We start from the raw sequence: 19,769 nt of genomic DNA, 5'->3' as shown, positions 1-19,769 counted from the left end.
TGAGGGATAGGGGCTTGGCCGAGGAGATCGCCGGGGGAGACCAACCTCGCGAATCCCGGCCGGCCCGCTCGGGCCCGTCTGCCTGGGACGCCGCACTGCGGCTCCTTGGCGCACGGGCCCGCAGTCGTCATGAGATGCGTGAGCGTCTCGTGGCCCGTGGTTTCACCGACGACGAGGTATCGAAGACCATCTCGCGTCTGGACGAGGGCAATCTGCTCGACGACACCGAGTTCGCTCACGAATGGGTGAAGTCCCGCCACGCGCACTCCGCGCGCGGACGTCACGCCTTACGTCGCGAACTACGCTCCAAAGGAGTCGACGACGAGATCGTTGCAGACGCACTCGAGACGATCGACCCGGACGCCGAACGTGACATCGCGTACGCGCTAGCCGAGAAGAAGCTGACGTTCGATGCCGCTGACTTGGCGGACCCGAACATCCGAGCCAAGGCGTTTCGGAGGCTGTCCGGAGCGCTAGGGCGTCGCGGATACCCGCCGGACGTGATCTCGTCGGTCGTGAAGGACGTGATCGCCGCCCGGCGAGAATGATCAGCTCATTCGGTGTCGATCATCTCGACGGCTTTTGTCGCCGCAGACTTTCGCTTGCCCTCGCGTAACCGACGCTCGAGTCGACGCGCCAGCGAGGTGAGGGCGAAGTTGACGATGATCATGATGACTGCGGTGACCATCAGCGCGGGTAGATAGTTTCCGAAGTACGACGCGGTTTTGATGCCCGACCGGACCACTTCGATGTAGCCGATCGCGTAGCCGAGAGCACTGTCCTTGAGTGCGATCACCATCTGCGAGACGAGGGCGGGCAGCATCGCGGTGACGGCCTGCGGCAACAGGACCAACCGCATCATCTGGGATTTGCGCATGCCGATCGACTTCGCGGCTTCCGACTGTCCGTTCGGCAACGATGTGATTCCCGCGCGCAGGATCTCCGCGATCACCGAGCCGTTGTAGAACGTCAAACCGAAGACGACGGCCGCGAACGCGAGCTGCGACGACGGGACGAGCGCATAGTCGGCGAAGAAGTAGTACGCGAAGTAGATGAGGATCAGGACCGGGATGGCCCGGAAGACTTCCACCAGGGCGCCGGACACGCCGCGGACCCACTTGTGGTCGGAGAGTCTGCCGACGCCGAGTATCGCGCCGAGGATCGACGCGAACACGATCGAGAGCGCTGCGGCTTTCAACGTGCCCCACAGGCCGGGCAGGATCCACGTCGTCCAGGTTCCGCTTTCGGTGACGAACGGGCTCCACTTCTCGCTGGTCAACTGTCCGTTGTCCTTCAGGATGAGGACCACGTAGACGATGACGGCGACCAGGATCGCCAAGAAGACGACCGTCGTGATGCGGTTGCGCAGTCGGGCCTTGGGGCCGGGCGCATCGTAGAGGACTGTCGATTCATCGCTCATCGTCGAACCACCCATCGCTTGGACGCCCAGCCGAAGACCGCGCCCTCGGCGAGCGTGATGATCATGAATCCGACGGCGATGATCGCGAAGATCGCCAAGATCTGGCTGCCGTTGCTCTCCAATTCGGTCTTCATCAGGAGCGACGCCTCGGCAACACCGATGATCGACGCAATCGTCGTGTTCTTGGTCAATGCGATCAGCACCGAGCCCATCGGCGCGATGACTGCCCGCATGGCTTGCGGCAAGATCACCAGGCCGAGGACCTGGGGGAACGACATGCCGATTGATCGGGCGGCCTCCGCCTGCCCGATGGGCACCGTGTTGATGCCCGAGCGCAGCGTCTCACAGACGAACGTTGCGGTGTACAAGATGAACGCGAGTATGGCGAGCCGGAAGTTGTTGTTCTCGATGAACGACGCATTGTCGGCGGCTAGTGCCAGCCCGAGGTTCTGGTAGAGGCCGATCGAGCAGAACAGCACAATCAATGTGAGTGGCGTGTTGCGGACGATGTTGACGTAGACCGTCGCGAATCCTCGCATCACCGGGACCGGCGACACCTTCATCGCGGCGAGCATCGTGCCCCACACGAGTGCACCGATTCCGGAGTAGATGGTGAGTTTGATCGTCAGCCAGAATGCGGGCCACAACTGCGGGCCCATCGAATCCCAGAGTTCACTCATTACGCGACTCCTTCACACGGTGTCGACGGTGCGGTGACGAACTCGAGATCGCCGACGTCGGGTAGTAGCTTGTACTGGGAATCGGGTTCGTTCGCGCGGTCGATGAACGCGTCGATGTCTTTGTCTCCGAGGTTTTCGCGCAACGCTGCCTCCCACGGTGATTCGCCGCCCGCGGGCGCGACGAGCATCGCCTTGATCGCGCGGTTGGCGGCTTCGACGGCGTCCGGATACTCCTTGGCCATGCCGATGCCGTATCGCTCGGTGGAGAACGGGGCACCTGCCTTCTTGAATGCGTCCTTGACGCACGCGTCGTTCGGGTACGTCATGGCGACGAGCTTGAACTCGTCCGGGTACCAGTTGGAGTATCCGGCGAGAATCGTCTCGTCGGTGGTGAGCGCGTCGACCTTGCCCCGGCGCAGCGCCTCGACGCAGGAGGAGTAGGTGTCGTACTCCTGCAGCTGAACGCCGGGCAACTGAGCTTTCACATTCTGCGCGGACGTCGAACCGGTCACCGAACAGAGCTTGCGGCCGTCGTTGAGGTCCTCCAACGAGTTGAGCGTGTCGTCGTCCTGCCGGACCAACAGGCCCTGATAGGTGACGAGATACGGTCCGGCGAAGTCGACCTTCGACGAGCGGTCCTTGTTGATCGAATAGGTGGCGGCGATCATGTCGACCTCGCCATTGTTGATGAGCGTCTCGCGTTGCGCTGAGGGGGTTTCGCGCCAGGTGATCGCCGGGCGGTCGACGCCCATCTCGTCGGCGATGTGGTTGACGACGAACTCCGACACGGCGGCGTCGAACCCGATGATCGTTCCGTCCGGCTTCTGCAGGCCCATCCCGGGCTGGTCGTACTTGGTGCCCAGGATCACTTTGCCGTCGCGGATCGAGTCGAGGAGATTCCGCGGGTCGGAGCTGCCGCACGCGGCGAGCACGGTCGCCAGCAGTGCCACCACGGCGACGAGTATCGATGTTCTTCGCATGGACGTTCTTCGCATGTCAGTGCCCCAGTATCTTCGACAGGAAGTCACGTGCACGGTCGGACTCGGGTGCGGTGAAGAAGCTCTCGGGATCGGTGTCTTCGGCGATCGCGCCGTCGGCCATGAACAGAATGCGGTCGGCGGCCTTGCGCGCGAAGCCCATCTCGTGGGTGACGACGACCATCGTCATACCCTCTTTGGCGAGCGAGACCATCACGTCGAGGACTTCGGAGACCATCTCCGGGTCGAGCGCGGATGTCGGCTCGTCGAACAGCAATACTTTCGGGCCCATCGCGAGGGACCGGGCGATCGCCACGCGCTGCTGCTGGCCGCCGGACAGTTGAGCCGGATACTTGTCTTTCTGCGCTTCTACTCCGACGCGTTCGAGTAGTCCGAGGGACTGTTTCTCGGCGTCGGCCTTGCTCTGCTTGCGGACCTTGATCGGGCCGATCGTGACGTTCTGCAAAATTGTCTTGTGAGCGAATAGGTTGAACGACTGGAAGACCATCCCCACGTCCGATCGCAGACGCGCGAGGTCGCGCCCCTCTTCGGGGAGCAGCTTCCCTTCGACACGGATCTCACCGCTGTCGATCGGCTCCAGTCGGTTGATGGTTCGGCAGAGTGTCGACTTCCCAGACCCGGACGGGCCCAGGACGACGACGACTTGCCCTCGGGGGATGTCGATGTCGATGTCACGTAGCACGTGAAGATCACCGAAGTGCTTCTGAACATTTCTCATCGAGATCATCGGGGTGGCGTTCGCGTCGCTCATAGCGTCTAACGGTAGTTGTGGGACCGGCCGCAACACAGCAGGACCGCTAATCCCGGTGTGTTCGCGTCGAGCCACTTCGGCGATTCTCCCCGATCAGGTGCCCCGGCGTAACCTGTCAGTTGTGAGTGGCGCAGTGACGAAGTCGTATTCGGTTCGGACGTTCGGATGTCAGATGAATGTCCACGACTCCGAACGTATTTCCGGCCTTCTGGAGAGTGCAGGCTATGTGGCCGCCGACGACGGCGATGACGTGGACCTGGTGGTTTTCAACACTTGCGCGATCCGCGAGAACGCCGACAACAAGCTGTACGGCAACCTGTCGCATCTCGCGCCGGTCAAGTCGTCGCGGCCTGGGATGCAGATCGCGGTCGGCGGATGTCTGGCGCAGAAAGACAAGGACGTCGTCCTGAGTAAGGCGCCGTGGGTCGACGTGGTGTTCGGTACGCACAACATCGGGTCGCTGCCCGCGTTGCTCGACCGTGCACGCCACAACGAGGAGGCGCAGGTCGAGATCCTCGACTCGCTGGATACTTTCCCGTCGACGTTGCCCGCACGCCGCGACTCCGCCTATGCGGGTTGGGTGTCGGTGTCGGTCGGCTGCAACAACACGTGCACGTTCTGCATCGTCCCGTCGTTGCGCGGCAAGGAAGTCGATCGTCGGCCCGGCGACGTGCTGGCCGAAGTGCAGGCGCTCGTCGACCAGGGCGTCCTCGAAGTGACACTGCTGGGTCAGAACGTCAACGCGTACGGCATGTCGTTCGCCGATCCGGACACGCCGCGTGACCGTGGAGCGTTCGCGGAGCTCCTGCGCGCGTGTGGTGGCATCGACGGACTCGAACGGATCCGCTTCACGTCGCCGCATCCCGCCGAGTTCACCGACGACGTCATCGAAGTGATGGCGCAGACACCGAACATCTGTCCGCAACTGCACATGCCGCTGCAGTCCGGTTCGGACCGAGTCCTCAAGGCGATGCGCCGGAGTTATCGCAAGAGCAAGTTCCTCGGAATCCTCGATCGGGTCCGTGCTGCGATGCCACACGCCGCGATCACCACTGACATCATCGTCGGCTTTCCCGGCGAGACCGAAGAGGACTTCGCTGAGACGCTCGACGTCGTCGAGAAGGCGCGCTTTTCCAGCGCGTACACGTTCCAGTATTCGGCGCGACCGGGCACCCCGGCGGCGACCATGGACGATCAGATCCCACCGGAGGTCGTGACCGAGCGTTATCAGCGACTCATCGCCTTGCAGGAACGGATCTGTCTGGAGGAGAACACCCGTCTCGTCGGGACCGTCGTCGAGCTTCTCGTCGCCGCCGATGAAGGCCGCAAGAACGCGCAGACCGGCCGGATGACCGGTCGTGCGCGCGACGGTCGACTCGTACACTTCGCGGTCGGTGACCGCACCGATGTGCGTCCCGGCGACGTCGTCACCAGCACGGTCACCGAGGCCGCTCCCCACCATCTGATCGCCGACGCGGGTCTCGTGTCGGTGCGACGCACCCGTGCAGGCGATGCCCACGAAGCGGGTACGACCCCGACAACGGCCCCCGTAGGCGTCGGCCTCGGCATGCCGACGATCGGGGCCGCACCCGCTGTCGAGCCCGTCTCAGCATGCGGAACAGGAGGATGCTCATGAGTACATCGGATTCGAATCCGGCCGATCGAGCGGCCGAACGGGAGGCGTTCGGCGAGTTCGAGGAGGACTTGCGCAAGGCCGAACAGAAGGTGGCGGGCGAGATCGACCCGGGGGCGCGTGCCGTCGTCGTCGCCGTCTGCGTCCTGGTCGCTCTCGTGTCGGTGGTGCTCCCGCACGCGGGGGACGCGAGCGGACTCGACGTGTTGACGATGTCGTCGGCCACGGGTGCCGAACAGATCGCGTTGCCGTCGAAAATCTTCGTCTACATGCTCGTGATCTTCGGTGTCGGCTTCTCCATGTTGGCGTTGGTCACCCGGCGCTGGGTACTCGCGTGGATCGCGCTGTGCGGCTGCGCGGTCACGTCGGTCGCCGGCATCTTGGCGATGTGGACGCGGAACACGGTCGGCGTCAACTCGCTCGACATGACGAGGCCGTCGGGAGCGGGCATCGGTTTGATCCTCGGATGCATCACGATGATCGTGTTGACATTCCACTGGGCCCGCGTCGTATGGGGGCGGACCAACTACCATCTCGCTCTCGAAGCCGAGCGCCGCGACAAGGCAGCCGAGCGGGAAGCACGCGGCCGGGCGTTGCAGAAACTCGTGGAGCACCGGGACGACGCGGCGCCCCACGAGGACTGACTGACTCCTCAACGGACTGTCCGGTGGGCGCCGATCAGCGATCGGTGAGCGCCGACTGGGCGGTCCCTGCCCAGTCGCGCCACTGTGCGGCCTGGTCGCGGAATGCGGCGGCGTCTTTGTCCTTGCCTGCCTCGGCGGCTTTCGCGGCCTGCTCTTCGAGCTTCTCGGCTCGCTCGGCGAACTGTGCGGCGCGAGCCTGAGCCTCCGGGTCGGTGCGGGTCCACTCCGAGTCCTCGGCGTCGCGCACTGACTTCTCCAGCGCGCGCACCCGGCCCTCCAGGGAGTGCATCTTCTCGCGCGGCACTTTGCCGATCTCCTCCCACTTGTCGCGGAACACGCGGAACGCTCGTCGTGCCGCGTCGAGGTCGGCAGCCGGATCGATGGTCTTCTCGGCCTCGTCGAGCAGTGCGGCCTTAGCGTTCGCGTTCTCGGCGAACTCTGCGTCGCGCTCGGAGTTCACCGCGTTGCGTGCCTCGAAGAACACGTCCTGGGCCGCTTTGAAGCGAGCCCACAGCGCGTCGTCGGCGTCGCGGGGTGCACGGCCTGCAGCCTTCCACTCCTGGAGAAGGTCGCGGAACTTGCCCGCGGTCGGGCCCCAATCCGTGGACGACGACAGTGCCTCAGCCTTCTCGATGAGCTCTTCCTTGCGGGCGCGGGCGCCTGCGCGTTCGCGATCGAGGTCGGCGAAATAGGCGCCGCGACGCCGGTTGAACGCGTCGCGGGCCTTCGAGAATCGCTTCCACAGCGCGTCGTCGGTCTTACGGTCGACACCTTTGATGGTCTTCCACTCGTCGAGGATCGCGCGCAGACGGTCGCCGCCGACCTTCCACGAGGTTCCCTCAGCGCCGATCGTCTCGGCTTCGCTCGCCAGCTCTTCTTTGCGGGCGACGGCGGCCGCACGCTGCTCACTGCGTTCGGATCGGACGGCTTCGGCCACATCGTCGGCGCTGGCGACGATCTTCGTCAGGCGCGACGCGAGTTCGTCGACGTCGCCGATCACCTGGGCCGTCGGCAGAGCTTCGAGCATCTGTGCAGCGGCCGTCTGAGTCTTGCGAGGGTCACCTGAGTGGGCCGCGAGCCGCTCTTCGAGGATCTCGACTTCGGTCGCCATATCGGCGAACTTTCGGGCGAAGTGTGCTAGCCCTTCCTCCGGGGTACCTGCTTGCCACGAACCGATCTCGCGTTCGCCCGACGGAGTGACGAGCCACACGGTGCCGTCGGTGTCGACTCGGCCATACTTCGCCGGATCGCCCAGCGTCACATGGTGAACGGCGACCGCGGGGACCGGCCCCAGCCCGGTGGGGGACGGTCCGGCCGGAGTAGGTGCGGACGTGCCGGGACGAGGACCCGGGCGCGGTCCAGGCTTGGGTCCGGGCTTCGGGGCTGGCGTCGGGTTTGTCATCTCGGGTGTCCCTCATCTAGGTGTCTCGCCGCGCGTCACGGCTGCCGGTCACTTCCGTTTTCATTCAAGCAGGTCAGACTCTGATGTGGGGTGAGGCTTCAGCATTTGGGCAAAGCAGAGTCGGTGACGGTAGCGTCGTTGCGGTGTTGGCCGAGCTTGCGATCGTACCGAGCGCACCCCTTCTGGTGCCTGAATTGTCTGGGCGCGATGCGACGGAGGTCGTCGAGGTCCGGGCCGCGGTGCTTGACGCGGCGCGGTCGTTGGGGGCTGCTGCGCACTCGTGGATCGCGATCGGCGTCGACGGACCGCCCCGATTGTTCTCTGCGTTCGGTGTCGACGTGCCGGTCGCTGTGTCGCCGAGTCGCCGGACGCCGGACGCAGGGTTGGGCGGCACGGGGTCTGAGGCCGACCCGATGCCGCTCGCGATGCTGATCGCCTGCTGGTGCCGAGGCCAGGCGGACGCGGCGGTCGAGCTCCGCCGCGTCGTCGTCGACTCGGATGCCACAGGTGATGACGCGTATCGGATCGGCGTCGAACTCGCTGCGACGATCGCCGCAGCCCCGGAGCCGATCGGCGTCCTCGTCGTGGCCGACGGGGCGACAGCCTTGAGTCCGTCTGCGCCCGGCGGTGGCGACCGGGAGAGCGCCCACCGACTCCAACACCTGATCGACACCTCAGTGGCGGCGGGAGACGTCGACCAGCTCGCCGCGCTCGACGTGAACGCCTGTGAGCTCGACGGAGTCACATCTCGCGCAGTGTTCGCGACGCTTGCCGGGCTGTGTGCGGACCTCGACGTCGACGCCTGCCTGCGATACGCGGGGGCGCCCTATGGAGTCGGCTATACAGTCGCCACCTGGTGTCCCGCACCGTCGGAGTCTCCCGCGCGAGCACGATCGTGACCGCCCCGGTCGCAGTGATCGGCCCCACCGCGAGCGGAAAGTCGGCGCTCGCACTCGATCTCGCCGAGCGCCTGTCGGGCGAGATCGTCAACGTCGATGCGATGGCCCAGTACCGCGGCATGGACATCGGGACCGCGAAACCGCCGGTCGCCGAACGCCGCGGGATCACGCATCACTTGTTCGACGTCCTCGATGTCACACAGACGGCGACCGTCGCAGGGTACAAGCAGGCGGCGACCGCGGTGATCGACCGACTCCTCGCGGCTGGACGGACGCCGGTGATCGTCGGCGGATCCATGATGTACGTTCAAGGACTCCTTGACGACTGGGCGTTCCCGGCCACCGACCCGCTGATACGGGCCCGATACGAGGAGCGATTGGCGCAGATCGGTTCCCGCGCATTGCACGCCGAACTCGCTGCGGTCGACCCGGCGGCTGCGGGCACGATCGGCGACTCGGACGGACGGCGGCTCGTCCGAGCCCTCGAAGTCGTGGAGATCACCGGCGAGCCGTTCGCGGCGTCGGCTCCGACGATCGGCGAACCCCGTTGGGGTACCACGATTCTCGCAATCGACCGTGATCGGGCCGAACTCGACGGGCGGATCGTAGCGCGGACCGCGCAGATGTTCGGCGACGGACTCGTCGACGAAGTCGTCGCACTGTGCGAACAGGGTCTCCGGGACGGGAAGACGGCGTCGCAGGCCATCGGCTACGCACAGGTCCTCGCATACCTCGACGGCGAGTACGACGTCGAGGCCGCGCAGGAGCGCACCTACATTGGCACCCGGCAGTACGTGCGACGGCAACGGTCGTGGTTCCGCCGCGATCACCGCGCCGTCTGGCTCGACGCGGCGTCGCCGACACTGCTCGACGAGGCGTTGTCGGTCGTCGAACGCGTAAAATCCGAGCTATGACTGCTGCGCCGCCGTTCGCGTTCGTCAAAGGCCACGGAACCCAGAACGACTTCGTCGTCATCGACGATCCGGATGTCCGCGTCGATCTCGCCGAAGACCTGGTCAGCGCCCTGTGTGATCGGCAGCGGGGTGTCGGCGCCGACGGCGTGCTGCGGGTGGCGCCAGCGCGCGCGCTGGTGGCGGCAGGCGTGCTGGCAGGGTTCCCGGACGGCGTCGGCGTCGACGACTGGTTCATGGACTACCGGAACGCCGACGGGTCGATCGCTGAGATGTGCGGCAACGGTGTGCGTGTGTTCGCTCACTATCTGCGCGCCACGGGGCTCGTCGACTCCGACTCCTTCACTGTCGGTTCACGTGCGGGCGCGCGACCGGTGGTGGTGCATTCATGCGATCCGTCTGCCGCCGACGTCAGCGTCGCGATGGGTCGTGTGCGTCTCGACGGGCGCAGCGACGTCCAGGTCGCCGGCCGCAGACTGACCGGCGAACGGGTCGATGTCGGCAACCCACATCTCGCGTGCGTCATTGATGGGATGAGCGTCGACGATCTCGCGGCACTCGATTTCACGACCGGAGCAGTGGTCGATGCCACCGCGTTCCCGCACGGTGCGAACGTCGAGATACTCACCGCGCTGCAACCCTCGGGCGTGGATGTCGATTTCACCGCGCATATGCGCGTACTTGAGCGTGGAGTCGGCGAGACTCGGTCGTGCGGAACAGGTCTCGTCGCCGCGGCTAGCGCGGCACTCCACGGGATCGGACGAGACCAGGGGGTGGTCGGCATCACCATCCCCGGCGGATCGGTGATCGTCACGGTCGGCGACGGCGCCGCAGTCCTGCGCGGTCCGTCGCGTCTGGTCGCGCGCGGCGAACTCTTCCCGGAATGGAGCGCAGGATAAATCGAGGTGCGTCATCGCTGCTCGACGGGGCACAATGGTCTTCGTATGACTGACATGACACGAACTGATTCCCTGACCGCCGACTCGCCCGTGCGGGCAGACTTCGCGGGGCTCCCGACCACTGGCGAACTCGCTCTCGATGACCGAGCATCGCTTCAGCGCATCGCCGGACTCTCCACCGAGCTTGATGACGTCACCGAAGTCGAGTACCGGCAGCTGCGCCTGGAACGAGTGGTGCTCGTCGGTGTGTGGACGTCCGGAACCGTCGCGCAGGCGCGTGCCAGCATGGCCGAACTCGCGGCGCTCGCCGAGACCGCTGGATCCCAGGTTCTCGAAGCGCTCTACCAGCGACGGTCCAAACCCGATCCGGCAACGTACCTCGGCTCCGGTAAAGCGCAGGAGTTGCGCGAAGTAGTTCTGGCGACCGGTGCGGACACCGTCGTCTGTGACGGCGAACTGACTCCGGCCCAGCTGACGGCGTTGGAGAAAGTCGTCAAAGTCAAGGTGATCGACCGGACCGCGCTGATCCTCGACATCTTCGCCCAGCATGCGACCTCTCGCGAAGGTAAGGCCCAGGTGTCGCTCGCGCAGATGGAGTACATGCTCCCGCGTCTGCGTGGCTGGGGCGAGTCGATGTCCCGGCAGGCGGGCGGGCGTGCGGGCAGCAACGGTGGTGTCGGCCTGCGTGGTCCGGGTGAGACGAAAATCGAGACGGATCGGCGCCGTATCCGTGAGCGGATGGCTAAGCTTCGCCGAGAGATCCGCGGGATGAAGACGGCGCGCACTGTGAAGCGTTCGGCACGCCGTCGCGGTGGTGTGCCCGCGCTGACTGTCGTCGGCTACACCAACGCGGGCAAGTCGAGTCTGGTGAATGCGATGACCGGATCCGGTGTGCTGGTGCAGGATGCATTGTTCGCCACGCTTGATCCGACGACGCGACGGGCGGAGCTCGCCGACGGCCACGAAGTGGTCTTCACCGACACTGTCGGATTCGTCCGGCACTTGCCGACCCAACTCGTTGAAGCCTTCCGGTCGACCCTGGAGGAAGCGGTCGACGCCGACCTGCTGATCCACGTCGTCGACGGCGCCGATCCGTTCCCCGATCTACAGATCTCGACGGTCCGCCAAGTGCTGCGCGAAGTGCTCGACGAGGAGGAGTCGGCGGCCCCACCGGAACTGCTCGTCATCAACAAGGTCGACGCCATCGACGATCTGCGGATGACGACGCTGCGTTCGGAGTTCCCCGATGCGGTGTTCGTGTCGGCACGCACCGGTGAAGGGTTGTCGGATCTGTTCGCTGCGGTCACCGAGTTCGTGCAACGCGACGACGTCGAAGTGGACCTCCAGGTCCCGTTCTCGCGTGGTGAGGTGATCTCCCGTCTGCACCAGCATGCGCACGTGATCACCACCGACCACAACGAGGAAGGCACCCGCCTGCATGCGCGGATGCCCTCCTCGTTGGCTGGCGAGTACGCCGACCTCATCGTCTGACCTACGTCAGTCGGCGTCGAGGTCTTTCGCGACGAGCGCGGCGATCTGATCGACGGCAGCCTGGTCGTCGCTCGCGACGGTTACCGATGCGCCCTTCTCGGCGCCCAGCGTCATGATCATCAGCGCGCTGCCCGCATCGACGGGGTCGCCGCCGTCGACGGCGAGGGTCACTGGGGTGCCGAGACCGGTCGCGGCTTCGGCGATGAGGGTGGCGGGACGCGCGTGCAGGCCGACGGCCGAACCGACGGACACAGTGGTGCTTGGCATGGTTGGTGCCTTTCTACTTCGGAGGTGTGTGTAGGGGGAGGACGGAATCAGTCAGGCGAGTGCGGGCTCGGGTGCCTTCTCGGGTGCGCTGGTCTTGATCTGTTTGGTGGCGACCACGCCGATCGCCGCGACCACCATGCCAACGACAATAGCGATCAGGAACTTCCACCAGGTGCCGTTCATGGCGAACATGACGAATACGCCGCCGTGAGGCGCCCGCAACTGCACGCCGAGCGCCATTGACAGGCCGCCGGTGATCGCGCCGCCAAGCATCATCGGCGGGATCACCCGGAATGGGTCGGCGGCGGCGAACGGGATGGCGCCTTCGGAGATGAAGGATGCGCCGAGCAGCCAAGCAGCCTTGCCGTTCTCTCGCTCGGGCTCGGTGAACAGTCCCGGCCGCAGGACGGTCGCGAGTGCGAGAGCGAGCGGCGGGACCATCCCGGCGGCCATCACTGCGGCCATGAACTCCCACTGGGCGATGCCCGCACCGGCAGCGCCGAGTCCGGCGACGCCGACCGCGTAGGCGGCCTTGTTGACCGGACCACCGAGGTCGAAGCACATCATCAAGCCGATCACCACGCCGAGGACCACCTTGGACGTACCCGACATGGAGTTGAGCGCGTCCTCGAGTTCGGTGTTGACCCACGACAACGGACGCGAGAGCAGCATGAACATGACGACGCCGGTGACGGCGGTCGCGATCAGCGGGATGAGGACGACCGGTTGTAGGCCGCGAGCCCATTGCGGAAGCGGGATCCGCGAGATCCACAGCGCTACGACGCCCGCGATCAGGCCGCCGACGATGCCGCCGATGAAGCCACCGCCGACGGTCACGGCGATGACGCCCGCGGTGAAGCCCGGCGCGAGCCCTGGACGGTCGGCGATCGCATACGCGATATAGCCGGCGAGCACCGCGACCATCAGACTCATCGCTGTCGTGCCGACGGCAAAGCTGACGCCGCCGATGTACTGGGCGAGACCGCCGGCCGGCAGGTCCCACAGACTGTTGTGCAGGGCGACGTACGCGCCGTCGGACATGTCCGGCGACAACGTGCTGCTGCCGATTTCATATCCGGCGATCAGGAAGCCCAACGCCATCAACAGTCCGCCCGCGGCGACGAACGGGATCATGTAACTGACGCCGGTCAGCAACGCTTGCTTGAGGCGACCGCCGACACCGATGCCGCCGTCCTCGTTCTCCTCGGCTCGGTCGGTCGAGTCGCCCGAGGCGACGGTCCGCGCATGCGGATCGGTGGACGCGGCGACGGCCTCGGCGATCATTGCATCCGGTTCGTTGATTCCCCGCTTCACGCCGGACTCGATGAGCGGCGTGCCGGCGAACCGGCTCCGTCCCTTGACCCCAACGTCGGTCGCGAAGATGACAGCGTCCGCATCAGCAAGCTGGCGCGCCGTGAACGGAGTGGTACCGGACGAGCCCTGCGTCTCGACTGCGAACTCGACGTCCGCGCGCTCGGCGGCCAGTTTCAGGGCGTCCGCCGCCATATACGTGTGGGCGATGCCAGTCGGGCAGGCGGTGACCGCCAGGATCGAGGTCCGGTGCGACGGGCTGTCGGAGGCCGGCCCGTCGATCTCTGCGCGCTGAGCGGCCTTCGCGCCGGGACTCTCGCTGGCGGACGCGGTGGGAACTGCTGCGGCAGGCTTCGCGGCGGGCGTAACAGCGTCGGTGACGAGCGCGACGACGGCGTCCGCGTCGCGCGCATCCCGCAGACTCTGCACGAACTCAGGCCGCACGAGTGCCCGCGCCAGCGCGCTGAGCACCTTCATGTGCTCGCTGCCCGCGCCCGCGGGTGCCGCGATGAGGAAGACGATGTCGGCTGGTCCGTCGGCGGCGCCGAAGTCGACGGGCTTCGAGAGGCGGGCCATTGCGAGAGTCGCGACGGTCACCGACTCGGCGCGGGCGTGGGGGATGGCGATGCCACCGGGAAGTCCGGTCGGCGAACTCGACTCGCGCGCAAGCGCGCCGTCGACCAGGTCGGTGGGATCGGACGACCGTCCGTCGGCGCCGACGAGTCCGGCGAGTCGACGGATGACGGCGTCAGCGTCGTCGCCTGCGTCGGCGTCCAGGAGCACCAGGGACGGTGTGATGATGGGATCGGACATGGTCTCTGCCTCTAGTCGTGGGGTGGTGGGGTTCTCAGGAGAGTCGGGTGACGGCGACCGGGCTGGCGGTGACGGCGCTAGCGTCGACGAGGTCCGGTGTCGGCGGGGTGGTTCCGGGAAGTGCGGCTGCCGCTGATCCGTAGGCGACCGCCGTCCGCAGGCGTGTCGGCTCGTCGTCTCCGCGCTGCTCGGAGATCAGATAGCCGGCCAGCGACGAGTCGCCCGCGCCGACCGTGCTTCGGACCCGGACTGCTGGAGCCGTCGCGAACCACACGCCGTCGCCGGTCGCGAGAAGTGCGCCCGAACCGCCGAGCGTGGTGAGGACGGCGCCGCCGGTCGACGCCGCGAGACGGGCCGATGCGTCGGCGGCGGCCGACGGATCACCCGCGGCGGCATGACTTTCGAGAGCGGCCGGATCCGCGCCGGTCAGTTCGGCTAGCTCCTCGGCATTAGGTTTGAGAAGGTCGGGCCGTGTTCGGGCGACCTGTGCCAGGGGTTCGCCCGAGGTATCCACGGCGACTTGCACCCGTGTGCCCGTCGACTTCTCGACCGTCAACTTCTCGATGAGATCGGCATACCACGATGCGGCCAGGCCCGGGGGCAACGACCCGCACAGCGCCAGCCAGTCTGCGCCTGCGGCGAGTTCGACGACGGTGGCGGTGAGTCGGGCCGATTCGTCGCCATCGAGCGTGGCGCCGGGAGCGTTGATCTTGGTCGTCACTCCGTCAGGGGCGACGAGCGTCAAGTTGATACGGACGTCGCCTGCAACTTCGACGGCGGCCCGCGAGAGGCCGACCGCGTCGAGGTGTCGGACGAAGGGGTCATCAGGGCGGGCGGGCATCAGCGCGATGGCGTCCATGCCTGCTGCGGATACCGCGCGCGCAACGTTGACTCCTTTGCCTCCGGGCTGATCGCCGGAGGCTCTCGTGCGGTGGACGCCGCCGGGGCGGAGCGGGCCGTCGAGTTCGACGGTGCGGTCGATACTGGGGTTGGCGGTAACGGTGAGGATCATGCGGTGACCACCTCGATGTCGTGGGAGAAGAGGACCGAGACGAGTCCGGGATCGATGCCGTCGTCGGTGATGAGCACGTCGATGTCGGCGACGGCACCGAACGTGACGAGTTCCTGTCGATTGATCTTCGACGAGTCGGCGAGAACGACGACCTGGTCGCAGGCGGCGATCATCGCGCGCTTCACGGCGGCTTCGTCGACGTCCGGGGTGGAGAGGCCGTCGGTGAGCGTCAGCCCGTTGGTGCCGATGAAGCCGACGCTGGTGTGGAGCCCAGCGAGCACGTCGCACGCGTCGGCGCCGACGGAGGCCTGTGTCTTCGGGCGGAGCCGCCCGCCGACGAAGATAACGTTCGAGCGGGGTAGACCCGTCAATGTTGCGGCGATCGGCAGACTGTTGGTGACGAACTGGTGGCGCGTGTCGGCGCCGAGGGCTGCCGCCGCGGCGAATGTAGTGGTTCCGGCATCGAAGAGGACCGCACCGCCGGTAGCGGGGAGGAAGCGTTGTGCGGCCGCTCCAATCGCCGCCTTCTGGGTGCGGCGCGCGGCCTCACGTTCGGCGAGATCGGGTTCGTCGACGACGGCTGCCACGTCGAGGCGCACGGCTCCACCGTGCACCCGGATCAGTGATCCCGCGCGCTGCAGCGCGGCCAGGTCGCGCCGCACGGTCTCGCCGGTCACGGAGAACCGCTCGGACAGGTCGGTAACCGACACGCGTCCTCGCTCGCCGACCTCGGCGGCGATGGCCTGCTGACGTTCCTCGGCGTACATCGCGCGTTGCCTCCTCGAAGCCGATCAATGTTGATTTACCTGTGAATACGTGGACTTGATCTGTGTTTACCCGTGTATCGCTTGCAAAGTCAAGACATTCTTGTAATCTATCTCACATGAGTGCCAGTGAGACCGCAGCGGCCGTGTCCAATCCGTTCGACGCGTCGATCGTCGTCACCGGAACCCCGGTGGTCGGCGGTCTCGCGTACGGACCTGTGATCCGCGTGGGGGATAGGCCGGCGTTCGACGCCGACGCGCCCGCGGTGCCCGAAGGCGAGCGGGACGCGCAGAAGCAGGCGTTCGTCGACGCCGCCGAGGCGGTGGGCGCGCGGTTGGCCGACCGAGCCTCGCACAGCACCGGCGTCTCTGCCGAAGTCTTATCGGCGACGGCGGGTCTCGCGCGCGACCGCGGCTGGATATCCGCTGCCGCCGGACTCATCGATTCAGGCACACCCGCACCGGCGGCGGCCGCCGCGGCGACAGAGAAGTTCGTCGACATGTTCACCAAGCTCGGTGGGCTAATGGCCGAACGGGTCACCGATCTCCGAGACGTACGAGACCGGGTCGTTGCCGAACTGCTGGGGCTCCCAGAGCCGGGTATCCCGACGCCCGAGACGCCGTCGATACTGTGCGCCGACGATCTTGCCCCCGCCGACACGGCCGGACTGAACCCGGAACTCGTTGTCGGACTCGCAATGCGCCAGGGTGGACCGAGCAGCCACACCGCGATCATCGCTCGCCAGCTCGGGATCCCGTGTGTCGTCGCAACTGTGGACCTCGATGAGATCCCCTCGGGTGTAGCAGCCTACGTCGACGGGGATGCCGGGACTGTCGGGTCCGAACCGGACACCGAGGCGATCGCGGCAGCGGTGACGCGGGCGCGGGAACAGGCAGCCCTCGTGGCGTCGTGGTCCGGTCCCGGCGTTACCGCAGACGGGGTGCCGATCGCGATCCTCGCGAACGTCGCCGACGGCGTCTCAGCTCGGACCGCGACGCAGTCACCGGTCCAGGGCGTCGGACTGTTCCGGACCGAACTCGCCTTCCTCGACCGTGCGACCGAACCGACCGTCGACGAACAGGAGGCTCTGTATCGGGAGGTCATCGAGGCGTTCAACGGCCAGAAGGTGGTCATCCGAACCCTCGACGCAGGTTCGGACAAGCCGCTGCGATTCGTCGAGACCGAACTCGAGCCGAATCCAGCGATGGGTGTGCGCGGCAACCGAACGGCCGTCTCGCACCCCGAGATCCGGCGCGGACAACTTGACGCGCTCGCCGCGGCCGCGCACGGCTCCGCGGCCGTGCCGTGGGTGATGGCGCCGATGATCGCAACGGTGGACGAGGCGCGTGAATTCGCCGCGCAGGTGCGCGACCGCGGCATGGTTCCGGGCGTGATGGTCGAAGTGCCGTCGGCGGCGATCATGGCCGACGCGATCCTCGCCGAGGTCGACTTCGTATCGATCGGCACCAACGACCTCACGCAGTACACGATGGCGGCCGACCGGATGTCGCCAGAACTGGCGTCGTTGACCGACCCGTGGCAGCCTGCGGTGCTCGCCCTGATCGGCATGGTCGGCGCCGCGGGCGAGCGGGCGGGAAAGAATGTCGGCGTGTGCGGTGAGGCCGCCGCCGACCCGCTGTTGGCCTGTGTCCTCGTCGGGCTCGGCGTGCGTTCGCTGTCGTCGGCGCCCGCCGCATCGGCCGCAGTCGGCCTGAAATTAGGCACCGTCACGATGCAACAGTGCCGCGAGGCCGCTCGTGCGGCACTCGCGGCGACCAGTGCGTCGGGTGCGCGCGATGCGGCGCGCGCTGTGACGGGCTAGATTCCGGATCCTAGATTCGCCGCATCACGGTGACGACTTTGCCTAGTACGGCGGCGTCGTCACCGGGGATGGGGTCGAAATGCTCGTTGTGGGGCATGAGCCAGACGTGGCCGTCTCTGCGCTTGAAGGTCTTGACAGTCGCTTCGCCGTCGATCATCGCCGCCACAATATCGCCGTTTTCGGCGACATTCTGCTGACGGACGACGACCCAGTCGCCGTCGCAGATCGCGGCGTCGATCATCGACTCGCCGACCACCCGGAGCATGAACAGTGAGCCGTCTCCGACGAGTTCCTTCGGCATCGGGAAGACTTCTTCGACAGCCTGCTCCGCCAGGATCGGGCCACCTGCCGCGATGCGGCCGAGCACGGGAACGAACGTCGGCGTGGGTAGTCCTTCGGACGAATCGTCTGACGGCGGCGTGCGGTTGTCATCACGAACGTTCACTGCGCGAGGCCGATGCGGGTCGCGTTTGAGCAGGCCGCGTCGTTCCAGTGTTCGCAACTGGTGCGCCACCGACGAGGTGGAGGTAAGGCCGACGGCCTCGCCGATCTCACGGATGCTCGGTGGGTAACCGCGTTCGCGGACCGACTTGCGGATGACATCGAGCACCTCGCGCTGGCGCTGCGTCAGGGACGCCTCCAGTGTCGACGTCGAGAGCAGTGGATCGGGGGTGTCAGCCATCGTCGGTCCTTCCTCATCGTGCGTAGTCGATCGTGCGTGGTCGATCGTGCGTGATCGGCGACCCATCGGGTGACCCGGCTGGGTGTGAGATCTGTTCGAACATCGGTGTCCGATCTGTTCCTCACGCTAGTCGAACAGATCACAGATTTCAAACAATTGTTCGACGTGTCGCTGACTTTGTCGGTGCCGTGGTGTTTACTATCGAACAAGAGTTCTTCGAACACACGATCGATGAGGAGTATCCGATGGCTCAGGTATTGATCTCCCGCCCTGACCAGCGTTCGCGGCGTGCGCCCGAGCGAGCCCAGATCACCGCGATGACCTGCGATATACCGGTCGTCGAGCAACGCTCACAGACGCTTGCGCGAGCTGATGCATCTGCTCGACTGTGCCGCCCGACTGGGCGAGCGCCGCGTCGTGTCAGCACTCTCGAGGTCCGTCGCCGTCCGGCAGCAGAGCGCGGTTCGCAGCGCGCCGGACGTCTGGAGCAGGCGCCGGCTGCCGGTCGCGCGGGGCTGCGGACGCCGGTTGCCAGGCGTTCGAACATCGACGCCGTGATCGCTCGACGTCGAGTCGTCGGCGCCCTGCTTCTCGGGTCCGTTCTGGCCGGCACGGTCTGGTTGCTGGCGATCGTCGGGTCAAACTATGCGGACGCGGCCACGCCGAACACTCCGGGCGTAACCGAGGTCGTCCACGTACGCAGCGGTGAGTCGCTGTCGGACGTCGCCCGCAGGATCGCCGCCGACCTACCGGTGGCCGGAGTTGTGGAGCAGTTGCGAGAACTCAACCACCTGGAGTCCTCGGGACTGCGGATCGGTCAGCCGCTGATCGCCCCGGCGTACTGAACTCCGGTGTAGTGGAGCTGGCGTGAGGGGACCAGTGTGAGGGCGAGTGTGGCGCCTACGCGTATTCTTTCAAGCATGCGCTGCCCGTTCTGCAAGAACGACGACACACGAGTGGTAGATTCCCGCGTCGCAGAGGACGGTCTGGCGATCCGCCGCCGTCGGTCGTGCGCCGAGTGTGGTCGCCGATTCAGTACCGTCGAAGCCGCCGTCCTGTCCGTCGTCAAACGCAACGGTGTCTCGGAGCCGTTCAGTCGCGAGAAGGTCATGCAAGGCGTTCGGCGTGCCTGCCAGGGTCGCCACGTCGACGAGGATGCTCTCGCGAAACTCGCGTCGCAGGTCGAAGACTCCGTCCGTGGCTCCGGGTCGGCCGAGATCCCCAGCAACGAGGTCGGTCTGGCAATCCTGAGTCCGCTCCGCGATCTAGACGAGGTCGCCTACTTGAGGTTCGCGTCGGTCTACAAGTCGTTCGAGTCGGCCGATGACTTCCAACGCGAGATCGACGAACTTCACAGTCGCGTCTGACC

20 protein-coding genes are annotated in these 19,769 nt (G+C 66.3%); 10 read left to right on the top strand and 10 right to left on the bottom strand.

Features of this window, described 5'->3' with window-relative positions:
• The first annotated feature begins 14 nt into the window (after positions 1-14).
• A complete protein-coding gene (locus MP11Mi_RS17590; protein ID WP_420040158.1) occupies positions 15-548 on the top strand; it encodes a regulatory protein RecX in 534 nt (177 codons plus the stop codon).
• 5 nt (positions 549-553) lie between these two features.
• On the opposite strand, the gene MP11Mi_RS17585 is transcribed toward MP11Mi_RS17590, so the two are convergent.
• Genes MP11Mi_RS17585 through MP11Mi_RS17570 form a run of 4 tightly spaced genes read right to left on the bottom strand, consistent with a single transcriptional unit; the run spans position 554 to position 3,825 of the window.
• Entirely contained in the window at positions 554-1,420 is an 867-nt protein-coding gene (locus MP11Mi_RS17585; RefSeq protein ID WP_420040157.1) for an amino acid ABC transporter permease, read from the bottom strand.
• Positions 1,417-2,100 carry an amino acid ABC transporter permease gene (locus MP11Mi_RS17580; RefSeq protein ID WP_420040156.1) on the bottom strand — a complete coding sequence of 228 codons (684 nt, stop codon included), beginning with the start codon at positions 2,098-2,100 and terminating at the stop codon, positions 1,417-1,419. Before MP11Mi_RS17580 ends, MP11Mi_RS17585 begins: the two co-directional genes overlap by 4 nt.
• Positions 2,100-3,080: a glutamate ABC transporter substrate-binding protein gene (locus MP11Mi_RS17575; protein ID WP_420712812.1), complete on the bottom strand. Its 981-nt coding sequence runs from the start codon at positions 3,078-3,080 to the stop codon at positions 2,100-2,102. Before MP11Mi_RS17575 ends, MP11Mi_RS17580 begins: the two co-directional genes overlap by 1 nt.
• 16 nt (positions 3,081-3,096) lie before the next feature.
• Positions 3,097-3,825, bottom strand: a complete 729-nt coding sequence (locus tag MP11Mi_RS17570; protein WP_420042145.1) for an amino acid ABC transporter ATP-binding protein — start codon at positions 3,823-3,825, stop codon at positions 3,097-3,099.
• Between the two features lie 145 nt (positions 3,826-3,970).
• Between MP11Mi_RS17570 and miaB the strand changes: the two genes are divergently transcribed.
• Together miaB and MP11Mi_RS17560 are read left to right on the top strand one after the other, a co-directional pair.
• The gene (miaB, locus tag MP11Mi_RS17565; RefSeq protein WP_420040154.1) at positions 3,971-5,485 is read left to right on the top strand and encodes a tRNA (N6-isopentenyl adenosine(37)-C2)-methylthiotransferase MiaB; all 1,515 of its coding nucleotides are present in this window, start codon (positions 3,971-3,973) and stop codon (positions 5,483-5,485) included.
• Entirely contained in the window at positions 5,482-6,126 is a 645-nt protein-coding gene (locus tag MP11Mi_RS17560; protein WP_420040153.1) for an Rv2732c family membrane protein, read from the top strand. The genes miaB and MP11Mi_RS17560 overlap by 4 nt, the downstream gene beginning before the upstream one ends.
• Positions 6,127-6,160: 34 nt before the next feature.
• Here MP11Mi_RS17560 and MP11Mi_RS17555 read toward each other — a convergent pair whose 3' ends face one another.
• The gene (locus MP11Mi_RS17555; protein ID WP_420040152.1) at positions 6,161-7,528 is read right to left on the bottom strand and encodes a DUF349 domain-containing protein; all 1,368 of its coding nucleotides are present in this window, start codon (positions 7,526-7,528) and stop codon (positions 6,161-6,163) included.
• A gap of 143 nt (positions 7,529-7,671) precedes the next feature.
• Between MP11Mi_RS17555 and MP11Mi_RS17550 the strand changes: the two genes are divergently transcribed.
• Genes MP11Mi_RS17550 through hflX form a run of 4 tightly spaced genes read left to right on the top strand, consistent with a single transcriptional unit; the run spans position 7,672 to position 11,728 of the window.
• Positions 7,672-8,427 (top strand): class III extradiol ring-cleavage dioxygenase family protein, encoded by a 756-nt coding sequence (locus MP11Mi_RS17550; RefSeq protein ID WP_420040151.1) that lies wholly within the window; start codon positions 7,672-7,674, stop codon positions 8,425-8,427.
• On the top strand, positions 8,421-9,341 hold the full coding sequence (gene miaA / locus MP11Mi_RS17545) for a tRNA (adenosine(37)-N6)-dimethylallyltransferase MiaA (RefSeq protein ID WP_420042144.1): 921 nt from the start codon (positions 8,421-8,423) through the stop codon (positions 9,339-9,341). The genes MP11Mi_RS17550 and miaA overlap by 7 nt, the downstream gene beginning before the upstream one ends.
• The gene (gene dapF / locus MP11Mi_RS17540; RefSeq protein WP_420040150.1) at positions 9,338-10,237 is read left to right on the top strand and encodes a diaminopimelate epimerase; all 900 of its coding nucleotides are present in this window, start codon (positions 9,338-9,340) and stop codon (positions 10,235-10,237) included. The genes miaA and dapF overlap by 4 nt, the downstream gene beginning before the upstream one ends.
• A gap of 54 nt (positions 10,238-10,291) precedes the next feature.
• Positions 10,292-11,728: a GTPase HflX gene (gene hflX, locus MP11Mi_RS17535; RefSeq protein ID WP_420040149.1), complete on the top strand. Its 1,437-nt coding sequence runs from the start codon at positions 10,292-10,294 to the stop codon at positions 11,726-11,728.
• A gap of 6 nt (positions 11,729-11,734) precedes the next feature.
• On the opposite strand, the gene MP11Mi_RS17530 is transcribed toward hflX, so the two are convergent.
• From MP11Mi_RS17530 to MP11Mi_RS17515, 4 genes are read right to left on the bottom strand one after another with little or no spacing between them, the layout of a single operon-like run.
• Positions 11,735-11,995, bottom strand: coding sequence for an HPr family phosphocarrier protein (locus MP11Mi_RS17530; RefSeq protein WP_420040148.1), 261 nt, complete (start codon positions 11,993-11,995; stop codon positions 11,735-11,737).
• Between the two features lie 51 nt (positions 11,996-12,046).
• Positions 12,047-14,119 carry a PTS fructose transporter subunit IIABC gene (locus MP11Mi_RS17525; RefSeq protein ID WP_420040147.1) on the bottom strand — a complete coding sequence of 691 codons (2,073 nt, stop codon included), beginning with the start codon at positions 14,117-14,119 and terminating at the stop codon, positions 12,047-12,049.
• Between the two features lie 34 nt (positions 14,120-14,153).
• Positions 14,154-15,131, bottom strand: coding sequence for a 1-phosphofructokinase family hexose kinase (locus tag MP11Mi_RS17520; RefSeq protein ID WP_420040146.1), 978 nt, complete (start codon positions 15,129-15,131; stop codon positions 14,154-14,156).
• A complete protein-coding gene (locus MP11Mi_RS17515) occupies positions 15,128-15,898 on the bottom strand; it encodes a DeoR/GlpR family DNA-binding transcription regulator (RefSeq protein ID WP_420040145.1) in 771 nt (256 codons plus the stop codon). Before MP11Mi_RS17515 ends, MP11Mi_RS17520 begins: the two co-directional genes overlap by 4 nt.
• A gap of 116 nt (positions 15,899-16,014) precedes the next feature.
• Between MP11Mi_RS17515 and MP11Mi_RS17510 the strand changes: the two genes are divergently transcribed.
• Entirely contained in the window at positions 16,015-17,718 is a 1,704-nt protein-coding gene (locus tag MP11Mi_RS17510) for a phosphoenolpyruvate--protein phosphotransferase (RefSeq protein ID WP_420040144.1), read from the top strand.
• 10 nt (positions 17,719-17,728) lie between these two features.
• Here MP11Mi_RS17510 and lexA read toward each other — a convergent pair whose 3' ends face one another.
• Positions 17,729-18,400, bottom strand: coding sequence for a transcriptional repressor LexA (gene lexA / locus MP11Mi_RS17505; protein WP_420040143.1), 672 nt, complete (start codon positions 18,398-18,400; stop codon positions 17,729-17,731).
• A gap of 245 nt (positions 18,401-18,645) precedes the next feature.
• On the opposite strand from lexA, the gene MP11Mi_RS17500 reads away from it, so the two are divergent.
• Both MP11Mi_RS17500 and nrdR read left to right on the top strand, forming a co-directional pair.
• Positions 18,646-19,245, top strand: coding sequence for a LysM peptidoglycan-binding domain-containing protein (locus MP11Mi_RS17500; RefSeq protein ID WP_420040142.1), 600 nt, complete (start codon positions 18,646-18,648; stop codon positions 19,243-19,245).
• 75 nt (positions 19,246-19,320) lie between these two features.
• On the top strand, positions 19,321-19,767 hold the full coding sequence (nrdR, locus tag MP11Mi_RS17495) for a transcriptional regulator NrdR (RefSeq protein ID WP_420040141.1): 447 nt from the start codon (positions 19,321-19,323) through the stop codon (positions 19,765-19,767).
• The last annotated feature ends 2 nt before the right edge of the window (positions 19,768-19,769 follow it).

This window comes from Gordonia abscondita, from assembly GCF_032711245.1.
Taxonomy (GTDB): Bacteria; Actinomycetota; Actinomycetes; order Mycobacteriales; family Mycobacteriaceae; genus Gordonia.
The sequence above is the reverse complement of the archived record's forward strand: the minus strand, read 5'-3'. Positions and strand labels throughout refer to the sequence as shown.